Here is a 13,752-nt window from a genome sequence, read left to right as displayed (position 1 = left end):
GCTGCGAGAGTGCGGAAAGCGCCAGATTGTAAATGATAACTATTATCATTTGTAAGATTCTGCAATGATGCCGGGCTTTGCTTTGCCGGACCCGGCGAGGCCAAATGCATGCGCCGGCTTTGCACCTCGCACGCCAACGCGCTTTCCACCTCAAGCGCGGCAGACTATGGTGACTAGGAGACCGCAGCCCGAACAGGAGAACACCATGGCGTCGTCAGCATCCCCCCGCCGCATCGTGATTACTGGCGCCGGTGGCGCGCTTGGCCGCGCCGTTACCCAGGCGTTCGCGGACGAGGGGGCGCGGCTAGCCCTGATCGACCGCGACGTGGAGGTGCTGCGCGCGCACGCGCCGGTGCCCGAGGCCGCGGACTGGCACCTGTTGCTGGCGGCGGACGTGACCTCGACGGACAGCATGGCCATGGCGGCGCGCAGCATCCTTGACGCGTTCGGCGGCGTGGATGTGCTGGTGCACGTGGCAGGCGGCTTCGAGATGGGCGAGCCCGTGCATGCGCTCAGCCGCGAATCCTGGATGCGGATGATGGATCTGAACGCCTGGTCGCTGGTGGCCGTCACGCAGCACCTGGTGCCCGCCATGCTTGCGCAGGGTGCCGGCAAAGTCGTGGCTGTGACCGCGCGCGGTGCTGCCAGCGGGGCCGCCGCGATGGGCGCCTACTGCGCGTCAAAGAGCGCGTTGCAGCGTCTGGTGGAGAGCTTGTCGCATGAGGTGCGCCGGGCTGGCGTCAACGTCAACAGCGTCGCGCCGGGCACCCTCGACACCCATGCCAACCGCCAGGCCATGCCCACCGCCGATCCCACCAACTGGGTCTCGACCGCGGCGGCGGCGCGCGCCATTGCCTTCCTGGCCTCGGACGCTGCGCAGGCGATCCATGGGCAGCACGTGGTGCTGGATGGGCTGAGCTGAGGGGCGTTGAATTAAGCCTTGCGCCGTGCCAGCGGCAATGTCGCCAGCCGCTCCAGCACGATGGCACGCATGCCCGCCGGCGCCGGCAGCTGCTCCAGCAATGCCGGCCAGCGCTCGTGCGCCATCGCCACCGCGTCTTTCACGGCGGCGGTGGCGATGCGCTCGGCGATCCGGGCCTTGCGCGCGAACTCGCGGTAGGTCTGCAGGGTTTGCTCGCGCTGCTGCCGGTCGATGGCCACGTTCTGGCCGAAGCCGGCAAAGCCCGGCAGGGCGGCCACGCTGACGATGTCATAAGCGGGCGAGAGTTCGGGCGCGACGCCGTTGCGGTACAGGAACGAGAAGTTCTTCAGGTGGGCGTCGCTGTTGCCCAGCAGCGTATTGACGGCCTGGCGGATAAAGAACTGCCGCACGTCTTCGATGCCGCGCACGCTGAGGCGCTCCAGCAGTTGCACCAGGGCGGCGTAGGCGTCATGGCCGCCATACTTGCGGCTGGGCATGCGGGTCAGCAACTGGCAGCCGTCTTCGGCATGCACGCGCCCGCCGGGCTCGCGGTCGAAGCGGTCCACGGCGAGGAAGTGCAGGCCGGTGCCAAGGGCCTCGGCCAGCCCCTCGACCTCGATGGCGGCAAGCGGCGCGGGCCGGCACGGCGCCACCGCCACGCCGGCGGCCTGCGCCAGTTGCATCGACACGTATTCGTTGAAGACCTGGCTGTCGTCATTGCGCGCGGGCAGCTTGGCGATCAGGTCGGAGAGGTGCCCGTGGGTGGGCATGGTGTAGCGCTTGCCGGCATGCGCGGTGGACAGCGCTAGCTTGTTCTGTACGCCCGAGACCGAGGCCGCGCCTTCGGTGGGGCCCTCGATCACGGCAATTTCCAGGTTGTCCGCGCCACCCGTCACGCCGACGGTGCGCACGTGCTCGGGCAGGGCGTCGATGGGCGCGGGGCGCACCACTACCGCGCCCGGCAGGTCGTCGCCGGCGGCGGCCAGGATGCCGAAATCGTCACGGTCTTCGGGATGGTGGCGCGTGGCCTCCAGGCGCTTGCGCAGCTCGCTCTCGGGCAATAGCCCGGCGAAGTAGGGCGGCAGCGCCGCGTTGGTGTTGTACAGCGCGGGATGGAAGGGGTTGGACAGCACCGAGGCGGTCAGCGTGTCGTTGCCGGGGAAGGTCAGCGAAAGGCTGAGCGTGGGCCGCAGCGGGTCGCCACGGAAGGCTTCTGCCGGCACGAAGCGGCAGGTGCGCTCGACCTCGCACAGATGGCCGCACAGCACGCCGTGCAGGTGCACTTCCAGATAGCGGGGGCGCAGCCCGGGGCTCATGATTCCTGCTCCAGGAACATTTCCACCGAGGTCTTGGCCTCGCGGTCCGGCCCGCTGTCCTTGCCCTCGACCAGGCGCTTCACGGCGAGCAGGTGCTCGCGTGGCACCAGGACCCATTCCGCATCGAGCGCGGCACCCACGGCGTCGAGTGTGGAGGCGCGCACATCGCTGCGGCCGCTCAGCGCCGTGGTCAGGTTGGACGGCGCCATGCCGATCAGCCGGGCCACTTCCCCCAGCGAGGATTTGCGTGTGGCTCGGCGTGCCTGGAGCTGATCGTAGAATGATGCCATGGCATATTTTCACATCAAAAGATATGAAATAGCATAGCACATGACGGTGTTTGTTATGTTATTGCATAAAATATATCAAATTAGTATGCTATAACATAATAGCTTGATCGATCAGGCCGCCTTGCTCTGGTCTGCCGCTTGCCCTGCGGACGCCAGAATGCGGAAGCGGCCCAGCTCATCCGGCGCGCACTGTGCAATCAACCCGGTTTCCCAGGCGAGGTAGGCGCGCGCGGCGTCCTTGTTGCCCTCGTGCCGGTCGTGCACGAAAAACAGGTAATCGATACGTGCTTCGGGCGGCAGCCCCACCGGCTCGGCCGCTTCGGGCAGCCCCGCGGCCTGCCAGGTGCGGTAGCCCTCCGCCAGCCGGTACACATGGCGGTAGCCGGCGGCCAGCAGATCCCGCCCGGCCAGGTTGGCGACGTGCGGCTCGCTCGCAATCAGGATGACCGGCTGGTCATGGGTGGCGCCGAGGTGGTCCAGCGTGGCGGGCAGGCGCGGGCGGATCGACCAGGCCGCGCCTTCGGCATGGCCGCGGGCATATTCGGCGCTGTCTCGCAGGTCGATGCGCAGCGCGTCCGGCGCCTCCGCGTGCAGCGCGCGCAGCAGGTTGGCGTCGAGCACCGGCAGGGCGTGGGCGGGCAGGGTGCGCGGCGGCGCGCTCGCCTTGATGGCGGCGTTGACGCCGTGCGCGAGCACGGCGCTCTCATAGCCCAGCTGGTAAAGCCAGCTGGCCACCACAGGTGCGCGCACGCCGTCGTCGTCGAACACGATCACGCGGCTGCCGCGCACGCCGATGTATTGGTCGGTGGCCTGCACCAGCTGGCCGCCGGGCGCGTGCCGCGCGCCGTCGATCGAGCCTTGCGCGAATTCCTCGGCGGTGCGGATGTCCAGCAGGTAGGTGGTGCGGCTGTCGTCGTCCAGCCACTGCTGCGCCTGCGTGGCCGACAGCGCGGGCAAGCCGGCGCGCTGCAGCAGCCGGGCCGAGCGGGCGCGCGCCTCGGCCAGCTCGCTGGCCGGCGGGGCCGCCGGGTAGCGGCGCTGGCTGCCGTGCTCAAGCACGTGGCCGGCCAGGTACCAGCCCTGCGTGCCGTTTTCCAGCGCCAGCACGGGATTGGGCAGGCCAAGGTTGCGCAGCGTCTGCGCGCCGATGATGCTGCGCGTGCGCCCGGCGCAGTGCACCACCACGGTGGTCTGCGCATCCGGCAGCAGTGTCGCCAGGCGCAGGGCCAGCTCGCCGTTGGGCAGGCTGTGCGCGCCGGGGATGGTCATCTTCTGGTGCTCGGCAAAGGTGCGGCCATCCACCAGCACCAGCGGCTCGCCGCTGTCGCGGCGCGCCACCAGCTCAGCAGCGCTCAGGCGCGGCGTGTGCTGCTGGTGTTCGACCAGTTCGCCAAACGTCTTCGATGGCACGTTGACGCCCTTGAACAAGGTGTAGCCGGCCGCGGCCCACGCCGCGGCGCCCCCCGCCAGCAGCGTGAGATTGCTGTAGCCCAGGCCAGCCAGCCGTTGTGCCGCCAGCCCGGCCACGCCGTCGCCGTCGTCGAACAGCACGATGCGCTCGGCCAGGCGCGGCGCCAGGCGGGCAACATCCAGCTCCAGCCGGCTGTAGGGCAGGGGCACGGCGAAGAAGGGATGGCCCTCGCCATATTGGCCGTGCTCGCGCACGTCGAACAGCGCCAGGGGCTGGCCGTCGTTAAGCCAGCCGCGCAAGGTGACGGCGTCGATGGATTGGGTCATGGCGTGCTCCGCGTGAACAAAGGATGGGGCTGTCGTCTTGGCCGCAAGGTCAGGCCGCCGCTTTCTCGCTGCGGTTCAACTGGGTAGCGTTGTAGTTGACGATGCGCCCGGTCTCCAGCTCCACGCCGATGCGCCCGGTCAGCGTTTCGAGTGGGCGGCCGTAGAGGTGGAAGTGCAGCGTGGGGGCGTCGCCCACCACGTGAATGCTATGGATGTCCTGCGGCAGGAAGCTGATCGGCGTGCCCGGGCGCACCACCAGTTCGCGCTCCAGTTCGATGCTGGCCCGCTCGGGGTTGCTGCCGTCGTCGGTGCGGCGGTAGACGCGGTTGAGCTCATCGCCTTGGACGGCCACGATGACGGCCCACGTGTCATGGTTGTGCGGGATGGTCTTCTTGCCCGGCACGATCGAATTGAGATAGAGCGCCGGCAACTGGCCTTCCCCGCTCAGGCGGTAGCGGGTGGAGGTGGTGGTGCCGTCGCTGGGCGGCGGGAAATCGGCAAAGCCGAACAGGTCCTTCTGGTCGGCCAGCTTCTGCAGGGCGGCGGTGACCTGCCCGAGCGTGGCGCGATCCACCTCGCGCTGTGCCGTCAGTGCGCTGACTTCGGCGAGGGTGGCGGCAATAGCCGCATTGCGCTGGTTTTGCTGATTGGTCTGATTGGTCTGGGTCGTCATGGGGGGAGATCCTGTAGTGAATACGATGCCGTGGCAGGTGGCGGCCGTGCTCCACTCTACGGAGTGCGCGACCCGGGAAGAACTAACAATATCGCCGATGCATATTCGGTTTTGATCTGGTGCAAGGCCTTCCTGGCGCGCACGGTAAATGGCCACAACCCCGGCGCGGGCCATGTCCGCATCGCCCTGGTGGCCGCCGCCGAGGAATGCGCGCAGGGCGTGGAGCGGCTGGTGGCCTTTGCCCGCGCGCGGCAACCCGCGGCGGCATGCTGTCCACGCCAGGCACGGCATAACGATCTGCGATCTGATTCGTTAGCGCCAGGCGCAAGTTCTTTTAGGCTTCAACGTGCCCAGCATTTTCAAGAGCTTCTTGCCATGACCATTACCGACTTGTCCCAGACCTTGGCCGATACTGACGCAAAGGCCGACGCAAACGCCGACGCCACGGCCGTTGCCGGCCACGTGAGTAGCGCCCGCGCCGCGGCGGTCGCCGCCTTCATCGCCCGTGCTCGAGAGATCGCCGGCAGCCACGCCGCCGACAAGACGCCGCTGGCCGCGATCGCCGACGAACTGGTGGCGCTGGCCGGCCAGGCGCATCTGTTCCCGCCGGCGCATTTCCCCGTGGATGCGGCCAGGCCCGCCGCGATCTACCGGCTGGCGGAAGACCCGGACGGCCGCTTTGCCTTGTTCGCCTCGGCCGGCCTGCCGGGCAAGGCGCAGCCGCCGCACGACCACACCACCTGGGCGGTGATTGCCGGCGTGCGCGGTGTGGAGCGCAATGTGATCTTTCATCGCAGCCAGGGCAGCAAGCCCGGGCTCGACACGCTGGAACCGCTGCGCCAGCTCGATGTACAGGCAGGCAATGCCATCACGCTATCGCCCACCGATGTGCATACCATCGAATTGATCGGCGATACGCCTGGCTTGCACCTGCACTTCTACGGCCTCACGTTGTCCCGCCTGAGCGAGCGCGTGAAGTTCGACCCCGCGCCCGAGGGTGGCACGCAATACAGCTACCGCACCTTTGCCGCGCCTGCGCTGATCCGCCATCCGCTGGTGAGCCCGGCCGCGCTCAAGCGCGCCATTGCCGAGGGAGAGGAGCTCGCCGTGCTGGACGCGCGGGAAGAGGGCGCTTTCTCGCGTGAGCACCTGTTGTTCGCCGTGCCCGCGCCGCTGGGCCGGCTTGAGACCACGATCGACCGGCTGGTGCCGCGCCGCACCACGCGCATCGTGGTGACGGATCTGATCGAGGATATCGCCCACGCAGCCGCGGCCAAGCTGCTGCGCTTTGGCTATACCAACGTATCCGTGCTCGAAGGTGGCACGCGTGCCTGGCAGGCCGCCGGCTATGAGATCTTCAGCGGCACCAACGTGCCCAGCAAAGCCTTCGGCGAAGTGATCGAGCACGAGCTGCAGACGCCGTGGATCACCGCCGAGGCGCTCAAGCTGCACCAGACGCGTGGCGACAACGTGGTGGTGGTGGACAGCCGCCCCTTCACGGAATTCCAGAACATGAGCATCCCCGGCGCGGTGGACTGCCCGGGCGCTGAGCTGGTCTACCGCATCGGCGAGATCGCGCCCGATCCCGAGACGCTGGTGGTGGTCAATTGCGCCGGCCGCACGCGCAGCATCGTGGGCGCGCAGACGCTGATCAACGCTGGCATTCCCAATCGCGTGGTGTCGCTCAAGGACGGCACCATGGCATGGCTGCTGGCCGGCTACCAGCTCGACCACGGCCAGACCCGTTTCGCGCCACAGCCCGGCGAAGCCGCCCAGGCCGCGGCGCGTGAACGGGCCGCCCGCGTGGCGCAGCGCGCTGGCGTGCAACATATCGATGCGGCGCAGCTAGCTACCTTCGCGCAGCAGGTGGATGACCGCACGCTGTACCGCTTTGATGTCCGCTCGCCCGAGGAATACGCCGCAGGCCATCTGCCGGGCTGGCGCAGTGCCCCCGGCGGCCAGCTGGTGCAGGCCACCGACGCCTACGCCGGCACCCGCCGCGCCCGCATCGTGCTGGCCGACTGGGACGGCGTGCGCGCACATATCACGGCAGCCTGGCTGGCCCAGTTCAGCGGCCATGAGGTCTACCTGTTCCGTCCGGCACCGCTGGCACCGCGCGAATCCGGCCCCGAGCCCGTGCGCGTGCTGCGCGCCTCCGAGGCCGAAGCACCGTGGATCGAAGCCGCATCGCTGTCCGCGCTGCAAGCGCAGGGCGGGGCAACGGTGGTGGACGTGGATAGCAGCCTGGCATTCCGTCGCGGCCACCTGCCCGGCGCATGGTTCGCCACGCCAGAGAAGGTCGCGCTGGTGCTGGAGCATGCCAGTGCCGACGACATCATCGTGGTGACGTCATCCGACGGCGTGCTGGCGCAAGCGGTGGCAGCGGAGTTGCGCCGCACAAGCCAACGCGACGTCCGCGCGCTGCTGGGCGGCAATGCACGCTGGCAAGCGCTTGGCTTGCCAACGGAATCCGGCGAGGCCGGCACGGCCGCCGCAGCGCGAGTCCTGACCGGCGACGAAGACGCGTGGTACAGCGCCTACGCTTACGAGGATGAAAACCGCCGGAAGTCCGAGATGCACGCCTACCTGAACTGGGAAATCGGCCTGGTGGATCAACTCGAACGAGACGGTGATTTGCCGGTGCGGCTGGTGGACTACAGGCAGCAGTAGGCGCAAAGGCATCGCTTCGGCCAGCGCCCGCCCTCTCCCCCGGCCCCTCTCCCACAAGTGGGAGAGGGGAGAAAACCAGCGGCAAGATCAACCGTTCAACTGATCAGCCGATCAACCCATTGTGGTAGCCGTGTGAAGCGCCCGAAGGGCGGGCCACACCCCAACGCGATGCGAAGCGAGCCGTCAAGGTGTGCCAAGGCCGTATGGGGCGCCTCGGGATTTCACGAAAAGAGCGGAAAAGAGGGACCCATGTCTGAGTATCGCCTTAAGGCGATGCGAGTTTGGGTCCCGGCCGCTCTTTTCGTGAAATCCCGAGGGGGTGTCGCCCCATCCGGCGCGCCTTCTTTGCCTACTTTCTTGGCAAGACAAGAAAGTAGGTCGCCGCCCCGCAGGGGTGGTGAAACTGCAGTTGCCTTTGACTTTGACTTTGACTTTGACTTTGCCTTACCTCAACGACATCCCCGAAGCCAAAATCACCAAAGCATACCTAGGCAAATCCCGAGCCAACGTAGCATCCAACTCCTGCGCCGAAGACCCCACCACAACATACCCCGCATCCTCCAGCTGGCCGCGCGTGGCCGGCACATCAAGCACGGCCGCCACATCGCGGCTAATGCGATCCACCACATCAGCCGGCGTAGCCGCAGGCGCAAGCAAGCCCTGCCAGCTTTCCACCGCGAAACCGGCGGCACCTGCCTCCGCCATGGTCGGCACCTGTGGCAGCGCCTTCGAGCGGTAAGGCGTGGTCACCGCCAGCGCAGTCAGCCGGCCGGAGCGCACGTAATCGGTCACCGCCGCGAGCGTGATCAGCGTTGCGTCGATATGCCCGCCAAGCAGGTCGACTGTGGCGGGCGCGCCCCCGGCGTAGGGAATGTAGTTGACCTTGATGCCGGTCTGGCGCGATAGCATTTCATGGGCCACGTGGGCAATGCCGCCATTGCCCGGCAGGCCAAGCGTGATCTCGCCCGGCTTCTTGCGTGCCAGCGCGATGTAGTCCTGCAGGTTGCGCACGCCAAGATCCGGCCTGGCGACCAGGATCTGCGGATTCACCACCGCCTTGCTGACACCGCGAAACGCGCGGCTCGCATCGTACGGCAGCGTCTTGAACAGCGAGGCGTTCAGCGTCACGCCTTCGCCACCCAGCAGCAAGGTGTAGCCGTCCGGCTTGGCCCGCGCCACCTGCGCGGCACCCAGGGTGCCGCTGGCGCCCACCACGTTTTCCACCACCACGGGCTGGCCCCATTTCTCGCTGAGCTTGAGCGCCAGCGTACGCGCGAGCTTGTCGGCGCTGCCGCCGGGCGCCACCGGCACCACGATGCGCACGGGACGCGCGGGGAAGGCTTGCGGGGCATCGCTGTGCAAAGGTACGCCAGCGATGGCGGCCGCAGCAGCGGCGACGGGCAGGCAGAGGAGAGCGCGGAACAGGGTGCGACGTTGCATGACGGTATTGCCGGAGGCGAATCGAGCGCAAAGCTTAGAAAGCGTGGCCCCCGCGGCCAACGAATCTTTCCGCGCATGGATATGCGCCCGCGCTGCGCTGCCGCGGGCAACGGAATGCGCATAACGATTGGCTCTTTTATTCGTTCCGTGCCCGTCGGCGCTTGCGTACAGTTTATCGGCTGCATTGCACCAACGACTTAGCCAACAAGAACTCGAACACACCATGACCCGCACTCTTTCGCTGCGCTCCCCGCGTCCTCTCGTCTTCGCTGCCGCCTTGCTGGCCGGCACCTTCTTTGCCGGCGCCGCGCAGGCCGACGCCACGCTCGACAAGATCCGCCAGCGCGGCAAGATCGTGGTCGGCATCATGCTGTCCGGCAGCGCCTTCGGCTCGATCGATCCCGCCACGCAAAAGCCCGTCGGCTTCAACGCGGACCTCGCGCAGGACCTGGCCAGGCAGCTCAATGTGGAGCTGGAAACGGTGCAGGTGCAGCCGTCCAATCGCGTGCAGTTCCTGCAGCAGGGCAAGGTCGACGTGCTGATCGCGGCGATGGAATACAACGCCGAGCGCGGTGAGCAGCTGGGCCACGTGCCTACGCCTTACTATCGTGTGGGCGGCGCAGTGATCGTGCCCAAGCAAAGCGATATCCGCCGCTGGGAAGACTTGAAGGGCAAGACGGTGTGCATCTCGCAGGGCAGCAGCTATACGCGCCCGGTGCAGGTGGAATACGGCGCCATCCCGAAGGGCTTCAAAGGCTCGGCGGAATCGCTGCTGGCGCTGCGCGGTGACAACTGCGCCGGCGCCGTGCACGATAACACGCTGCTGCAGCCGCTGGTGCGGGGCAACCCGGAATGGCAGAACTACCGCATCGTGCTGCCTGAACTCAATCCCGCGCCGACCGTGATCTGGACCCGCAAGGGCGAGCAGGACACCATTCAGGCGGTGGACCGCATCGTGCAGAACTGGCATCGCAGCGGCTGGCTGGTTGCCACCGAGAAGAAGGCCGGCATCCTGCCGCCGTCGCCGGCGCTGACCGAGCTGCATGACAAGTTCAAGGGCGGCCGTTCCTGATGGAAGCAGCGATTGCCTGGTGGATCGATGCGGCGCACCGCATCGGCCTGAACTACGCGTTCCTCGCCGATGCCTATGACCGCGCCTCCTTCGTGCATGGCGCCTGGGTGACCATCGAGCTGGTGCTTTGCACCCTTGCCGGCAGCCTGATCGCCGGAGTGGGCATGGCGGCGGCGCTGACTTCGCGCAACGCGCTGCTGGCCGGTGCCACGCGCGCGTTTGTGGAGGTCACCCGCAACACGCCAACCCTGGTGCAGCTCTACTGCGCCTTCCTGGTCCTCAACATGCTGATCACCCATGCCTTGCAGGACGCGCAGCGGACCAATCCGCTCACGCCGTTCCTGTGGGTGGTGGTAGTGCTGTCGCTGCACAAGGGCGTGTTTCACGCCGAAGCCTTGCGCGCTGGCATCGAGGCGGTGCCCAAGGTTACGCTGGAGGCGGCGGCGTCGCTCGGCTTTGATCGCCGCACTTTGCTCTGGCGCGTGCAGTTGCCGCTGGCGGTGCGCTTTGCCCTGCCTGCCCTGGTCAACAATTCCGTGGAGCTGGTCAAGGCCACGGCGGTGGCGTCCGCGATTGCGGTGGGCGATATCACCTACGCCTCCATCATGATCTGGACCCAGCGCGACAACGTGCTGGAACTGATGGTGCTGTTGCTGTTGTTCTTCGGCCTGCTGACCTGGGTGGTCAGCCAGGCGGGCAACTGGCTGGAACTTCGACTAAGGATGCCCGGCTATGGCGAGCGCTGATTCTACTTATCTCGCCGCGCCCGCCATGTCGCGCGCCGGTCGCTATGCGGGGCTGCTGTGGCTCCTGCCGCTGGCGGTGGTGGCGCTCGCGGCGACCCGCCATCCGGACCTGGCCCGCGCGCTGGCGAGCGTTTGGCAATGGTCGCCGGCGCTGGTGCGCGGCTTCCTGGTCAATATCGGCGTGAGCCTGCTGGCGATATTGCTGGGCACGGCCGGCGGGCTGCTGGTCGGCGCGTTGCGCCTGTCGCCGGTGGCGCTGCTGTCGCGCCCGGCGCATCTGTACGTGCAGGTGTTCCGCAATGCGCCTTGGCTGGTGCTGATCTATTTTTCCACCTACGTCTTCCCGTTCGAGGTGAATATCGGCAGCCATATCGTGCCGTTCCCCGACTGGTTCAAGGTGGTGGTGGGCCTGGCGCTGCCGGCCAGCGCCAATGTGGCCGAGGTGCTGCGTGGCGCGGTGCAGTCGATCCCGCTGACGCAGTGGGAGGCGGCCAGCTCGATGGCCTTCTCGCGCTGGCAGATCCTGCGGCTGATCATCGTTGCGCAATGCGTGCGCCGCATGCTGCCGCCGTGGATGAACCTGTACGCCACGCTCACCATGGGCACCGCGCTGGCCTCGCTGGTGGGCGTGCACGATCTGCTCGATACCGCGCAGATCGCCAGCAATACCGTCAACCAGACCGCCTTCACCGTGCTGATTTATTTCACCGTGCTGGCCATGTTCTTTGCCTGGTGCTACCCGATTTCGCGCTTCACCCGTTTCCTGGAACAAAAATATGCTGTTGCCTGAACATAACGGCGGGCCCGTGTTGTCCGCGGTCCCCGTGGCTGCCGCGCCGCTGGTTGCGCTCAAGGACGTGCACCTTGCCTTTGGCGGCAACCCGGTGCTCAAGGGCATCGACCTGGAAGTGCGGCGCGGGCAGGCGGTGTCCATCATCGGTCCGTCCGGCTCGGGCAAGTCCACCATCCTGCGTTGCCTTACCGGCCTGCTGGAGCCGCAGCAGGGCACGGTGACGGTCGGCGGCGTTGCAGTGCGCGAACTGCGCAGCGAGGCCGAGCGCATTGCGCTGCGCAAGCGTGTGGGCTTTGTCTTCCAGCAGTACAACCTGTTTCCGCACCTGACCGTGCTGCAGAACCTCACCATCGCGCCATTGCGCGTGCTGGGGCGCGGCCGCGCCCAGGCGGAGGCCACCGCCATCGCGTTGCTGCGCAAAGTGCGCCTGGCCGACAAGGCCGGCGCGTATCCGGGCGAACTCTCCGGCGGCCAGCAGCAGCGGGTCGCGATCGCCCGCGCGCTGGCGATGGAGCCGGAGCTGATCCTGTTCGACGAGGTGACCTCGGCGCTGGACCCGGAGACGGTGGGCGAGGTGCTGACCGTGATCGGCGACCTGGTCGAGGAGGGGCTGACCTGCCTGCTGGTGACGCACGAGATGCGCTTTGCGCAAGAGATCAGCGACGAGGTTTACTTCACCGAAGGCGGGCGCATTGTCGAGCATGGCCCGGCCAGCCGCATTTTCAGCGCGCCGCGCAGCGAGCGCACGCGCGCCTTTCTCAACCGCTCGCTCGGCACAGCCCCGCGCGCGCAGGCCGATCCCTTCGTTTTCTCTTTCGACAAGCTGCGCTTCGCCGTCTGAGCGCGGCGCAAGCCAAATTCCCTATCGAGCAACCATGAGCCATCATCGCGATACCCAACTGATCCACGCCGGCACGCCGCCCTTTGTCCAGGGCCACGGCCCGGTCAACGTGCCGGTGGTGCGCACCAGCACCGTGCGTTTCGAGAACTCGGACGCGTATGACGATATCCGGGCGCGCCATGCGCGCGGCGAGCGTGTCAGCTCCTATGGCCGGCAGGGCATGGATACGCACCGCGCGCTGGAAGACGCGATTGCCGGGCTCGAAGGCGGCAATCGCACCTTCCTGGCGCCCTCGGGGCTGGCGGCGATCTCGCTGACCTTCCTGGCGCTGCTGTCGCCGGGGGACCATGCGCTGGTGGTGGACAGCGTCTACGCGCCGGTACGCAGGCTGGAGCAAGCGCTGCTGCGCCGCCTGGGCATCGAGGTCAGCTACTTCTCGCCCAGCCAGGACGATGTGCAAGCGCTGATCCGTCCGAACACGCGGCTGCTCTACCTGGAGTCGCCCAGTTCTCTCTTGTACGAGGTGCTGGATCTGCCGCGCCTTGCGCAGATCGCGCACCGCCACGGCGTGGTGGTGGCCGCCGACAATACGTGGGCTTCCGGCCATGTGCTGCAGCCGCTGGCGCTCGGCGTGGATGTGTCGATCCTGGCATCGACCAAGTACATCAGCGGCCATTCCGACCTGATGCAGGGTGCGGTGGTGGTCAAGGACGAAGGGCTGGCGCGACGCATTGCCGATGCCTACGATGGCTTCGGCCTGGCCATCAGCGCGGACGATGCCTACCTGGCGCTGCGCGGGATCCGCACGCTGGCGGTGCGGCTGGCCCAGCACCAGCGCAATGCCTTGGCGGTGGCACAGTTCCTGGAATCGCATGAGGCGGTAGGGCGGGTGTTCTATCCGGCCTTGCCCTCGGACCCCGGCCACGCGCTGTGGCTGCGGGATTTCTCCGGCGCCAACGGGCTGGTCTCGTTCTCGCTGCCCACCGCCGATGTGGCGGCGGCGCGCAAGCTGGTGGATTCGCTGAGCCTGTTCGGGCTGGGGGCTTCGTGGGGCGGCTATGAAAGCCTGGTGCAGGTAGCAGCGCCGGAGCGCTTGGCGCAACACTCGTATTGGCGTGGCACCGAGCCGGTGATCCGCCTGCATATCGGCCTGGAAGCACAGGAGGATCTGATCGCCGACCTGGCGCAGGGACTGGCAGCGACGGTGCAGGCACCTGCGCCGCAACGGCGCGCGGCCGCCTGAGGCGGTGCG

12 protein-coding genes are annotated in these 13,752 nt (G+C 67.5%); 7 read left to right on the top strand and 5 right to left on the bottom strand.

Translation table 11 applies throughout. The features are described 5' to 3' along the window. Positions 1-205 precede the first annotated feature (205 nt). Positions 206-922 carry an SDR family NAD(P)-dependent oxidoreductase gene (locus tag ACX12D_RS26970; RefSeq protein ID WP_441638701.1) on the top strand — a complete coding sequence of 239 codons (717 nt, stop codon included), beginning with the start codon at positions 206-208 and terminating at the stop codon, positions 920-922. An 11-nt stretch (positions 923-933) separates the two neighbouring features. Here ACX12D_RS26970 and ACX12D_RS26965 read toward each other — a convergent pair whose 3' ends face one another. From ACX12D_RS26965 to ACX12D_RS26950, 4 genes are all read right to left on the bottom strand, one after another. Continuing rightward, positions 934-2,238, bottom strand: a complete 1,305-nt coding sequence (locus ACX12D_RS26965) for a type II toxin-antitoxin system HipA family toxin (RefSeq protein ID WP_459374085.1) — start codon at positions 2,236-2,238, stop codon at positions 934-936. Next, entirely contained in the window at positions 2,235-2,528 is a 294-nt protein-coding gene (locus ACX12D_RS26960) for a helix-turn-helix domain-containing protein (protein ID WP_459374084.1), read from the bottom strand. The genes ACX12D_RS26965 and ACX12D_RS26960 overlap by 4 nt, the downstream gene beginning before the upstream one ends. 111 nt (positions 2,529-2,639) lie before the next feature. Further along, the gene (locus ACX12D_RS26955; RefSeq protein ID WP_459374083.1) at positions 2,640-4,265 is read right to left on the bottom strand and encodes a rhodanese-like domain-containing protein; all 1,626 of its coding nucleotides are present in this window, start codon (positions 4,263-4,265) and stop codon (positions 2,640-2,642) included. A gap of 49 nt (positions 4,266-4,314) precedes the next feature. Then, positions 4,315-4,938 carry a cysteine dioxygenase family protein gene (locus ACX12D_RS26950; RefSeq protein WP_459374082.1) on the bottom strand — a complete coding sequence of 208 codons (624 nt, stop codon included), beginning with the start codon at positions 4,936-4,938 and terminating at the stop codon, positions 4,315-4,317. A gap of 375 nt (positions 4,939-5,313) precedes the next feature. Between ACX12D_RS26950 and ACX12D_RS26945 the strand changes: the two genes are divergently transcribed. Beyond that, entirely contained in the window at positions 5,314-7,608 is a 2,295-nt protein-coding gene (locus ACX12D_RS26945; RefSeq protein ID WP_459374081.1) for a rhodanese-like domain-containing protein, read from the top strand. A 444-nt stretch (positions 7,609-8,052) separates the two neighbouring features. On the opposite strand, the gene ACX12D_RS26940 is transcribed toward ACX12D_RS26945, so the two are convergent. Then, positions 8,053-9,048, bottom strand: coding sequence for a tripartite tricarboxylate transporter substrate binding protein (locus tag ACX12D_RS26940; protein WP_459376472.1), 996 nt, complete (start codon positions 9,046-9,048; stop codon positions 8,053-8,055). A gap of 223 nt (positions 9,049-9,271) precedes the next feature. On the opposite strand from ACX12D_RS26940, the gene ACX12D_RS26935 reads away from it, so the two are divergent. The 5 genes from ACX12D_RS26935 to metC are packed head-to-tail and all read left to right on the top strand — an operon-like array spanning position 9,272 to position 13,743. Then, on the top strand, positions 9,272-10,120 hold the full coding sequence (locus tag ACX12D_RS26935; protein WP_459376471.1) for a transporter substrate-binding domain-containing protein: 849 nt from the start codon (positions 9,272-9,274) through the stop codon (positions 10,118-10,120). Further along, entirely contained in the window at positions 10,120-10,866 is a 747-nt protein-coding gene (locus ACX12D_RS26930; RefSeq protein ID WP_459376470.1) for an amino acid ABC transporter permease, read from the top strand. The genes ACX12D_RS26935 and ACX12D_RS26930 overlap by 1 nt, the downstream gene beginning before the upstream one ends. Then, positions 10,853-11,656 (top strand): amino acid ABC transporter permease, encoded by an 804-nt coding sequence (locus ACX12D_RS26925; protein WP_459376469.1) that lies wholly within the window; start codon positions 10,853-10,855, stop codon positions 11,654-11,656. Before ACX12D_RS26930 ends, ACX12D_RS26925 begins: the two co-directional genes overlap by 14 nt. Continuing rightward, a complete protein-coding gene (locus ACX12D_RS26920; RefSeq protein ID WP_441638722.1) occupies positions 11,643-12,500 on the top strand; it encodes an amino acid ABC transporter ATP-binding protein in 858 nt (285 codons plus the stop codon). The genes ACX12D_RS26925 and ACX12D_RS26920 overlap by 14 nt, the downstream gene beginning before the upstream one ends. 34 nt (positions 12,501-12,534) lie before the next feature. Further along, on the top strand, positions 12,535-13,743 hold the full coding sequence (gene metC / locus ACX12D_RS26915; RefSeq protein ID WP_459376468.1) for a cystathionine beta-lyase: 1,209 nt from the start codon (positions 12,535-12,537) through the stop codon (positions 13,741-13,743). The last annotated feature ends 9 nt before the right edge of the window (positions 13,744-13,752 follow it).

Source organism: Cupriavidus sp. PET2-C1, assembly GCF_054515855.1.
The sequence above is the reverse complement of the archived record's forward strand: the minus strand, read 5'-3'. Positions and strand labels throughout refer to the sequence as shown.

Bases quoted from the DNA above. Each gene is read 5' to 3' on its own strand.
- ACX12D_RS26950 (WP_459374082.1), bottom strand. From the start codon at position 4,938: ATGACGACCCAGACCAATCAGACCAATCAGCAAAACCAGCGCAATGCG.
- ACX12D_RS26925 (WP_459376469.1), top strand. From the start codon at position 10,853: ATGGCGAGCGCTGATTCTACTTATCTCGCCGCGCCCGCCATGTCGCGC.
- ACX12D_RS26960 (WP_459374084.1), bottom strand. From the start codon at position 2,528: ATGGCATCATTCTACGATCAGCTCCAGGCACGCCGAGCCACACGCAAA.
- ACX12D_RS26930 (WP_459376470.1), top strand. From the start codon at position 10,120: ATGGAAGCAGCGATTGCCTGGTGGATCGATGCGGCGCACCGCATCGGC.
- ACX12D_RS26945 (WP_459374081.1), top strand. From the start codon at position 5,314: ATGACCATTACCGACTTGTCCCAGACCTTGGCCGATACTGACGCAAAG.
- ACX12D_RS26970 (WP_441638701.1), top strand. From the start codon at position 206: ATGGCGTCGTCAGCATCCCCCCGCCGCATCGTGATTACTGGCGCCGGT.
- ACX12D_RS26920 (WP_441638722.1), top strand. From the start codon at position 11,643: ATGCTGTTGCCTGAACATAACGGCGGGCCCGTGTTGTCCGCGGTCCCC.
- metC (WP_459376468.1), top strand. From the start codon at position 12,535: ATGAGCCATCATCGCGATACCCAACTGATCCACGCCGGCACGCCGCCC.
- ACX12D_RS26955 (WP_459374083.1), bottom strand. From the start codon at position 4,265: ATGACCCAATCCATCGACGCCGTCACCTTGCGCGGCTGGCTTAACGAC.
- ACX12D_RS26965 (WP_459374085.1), bottom strand. From the start codon at position 2,238: ATGAGCCCCGGGCTGCGCCCCCGCTATCTGGAAGTGCACCTGCACGGC.
- ACX12D_RS26940 (WP_459376472.1), bottom strand. From the start codon at position 9,048: ATGCAACGTCGCACCCTGTTCCGCGCTCTCCTCTGCCTGCCCGTCGCC.
- ACX12D_RS26935 (WP_459376471.1), top strand. From the start codon at position 9,272: ATGACCCGCACTCTTTCGCTGCGCTCCCCGCGTCCTCTCGTCTTCGCT.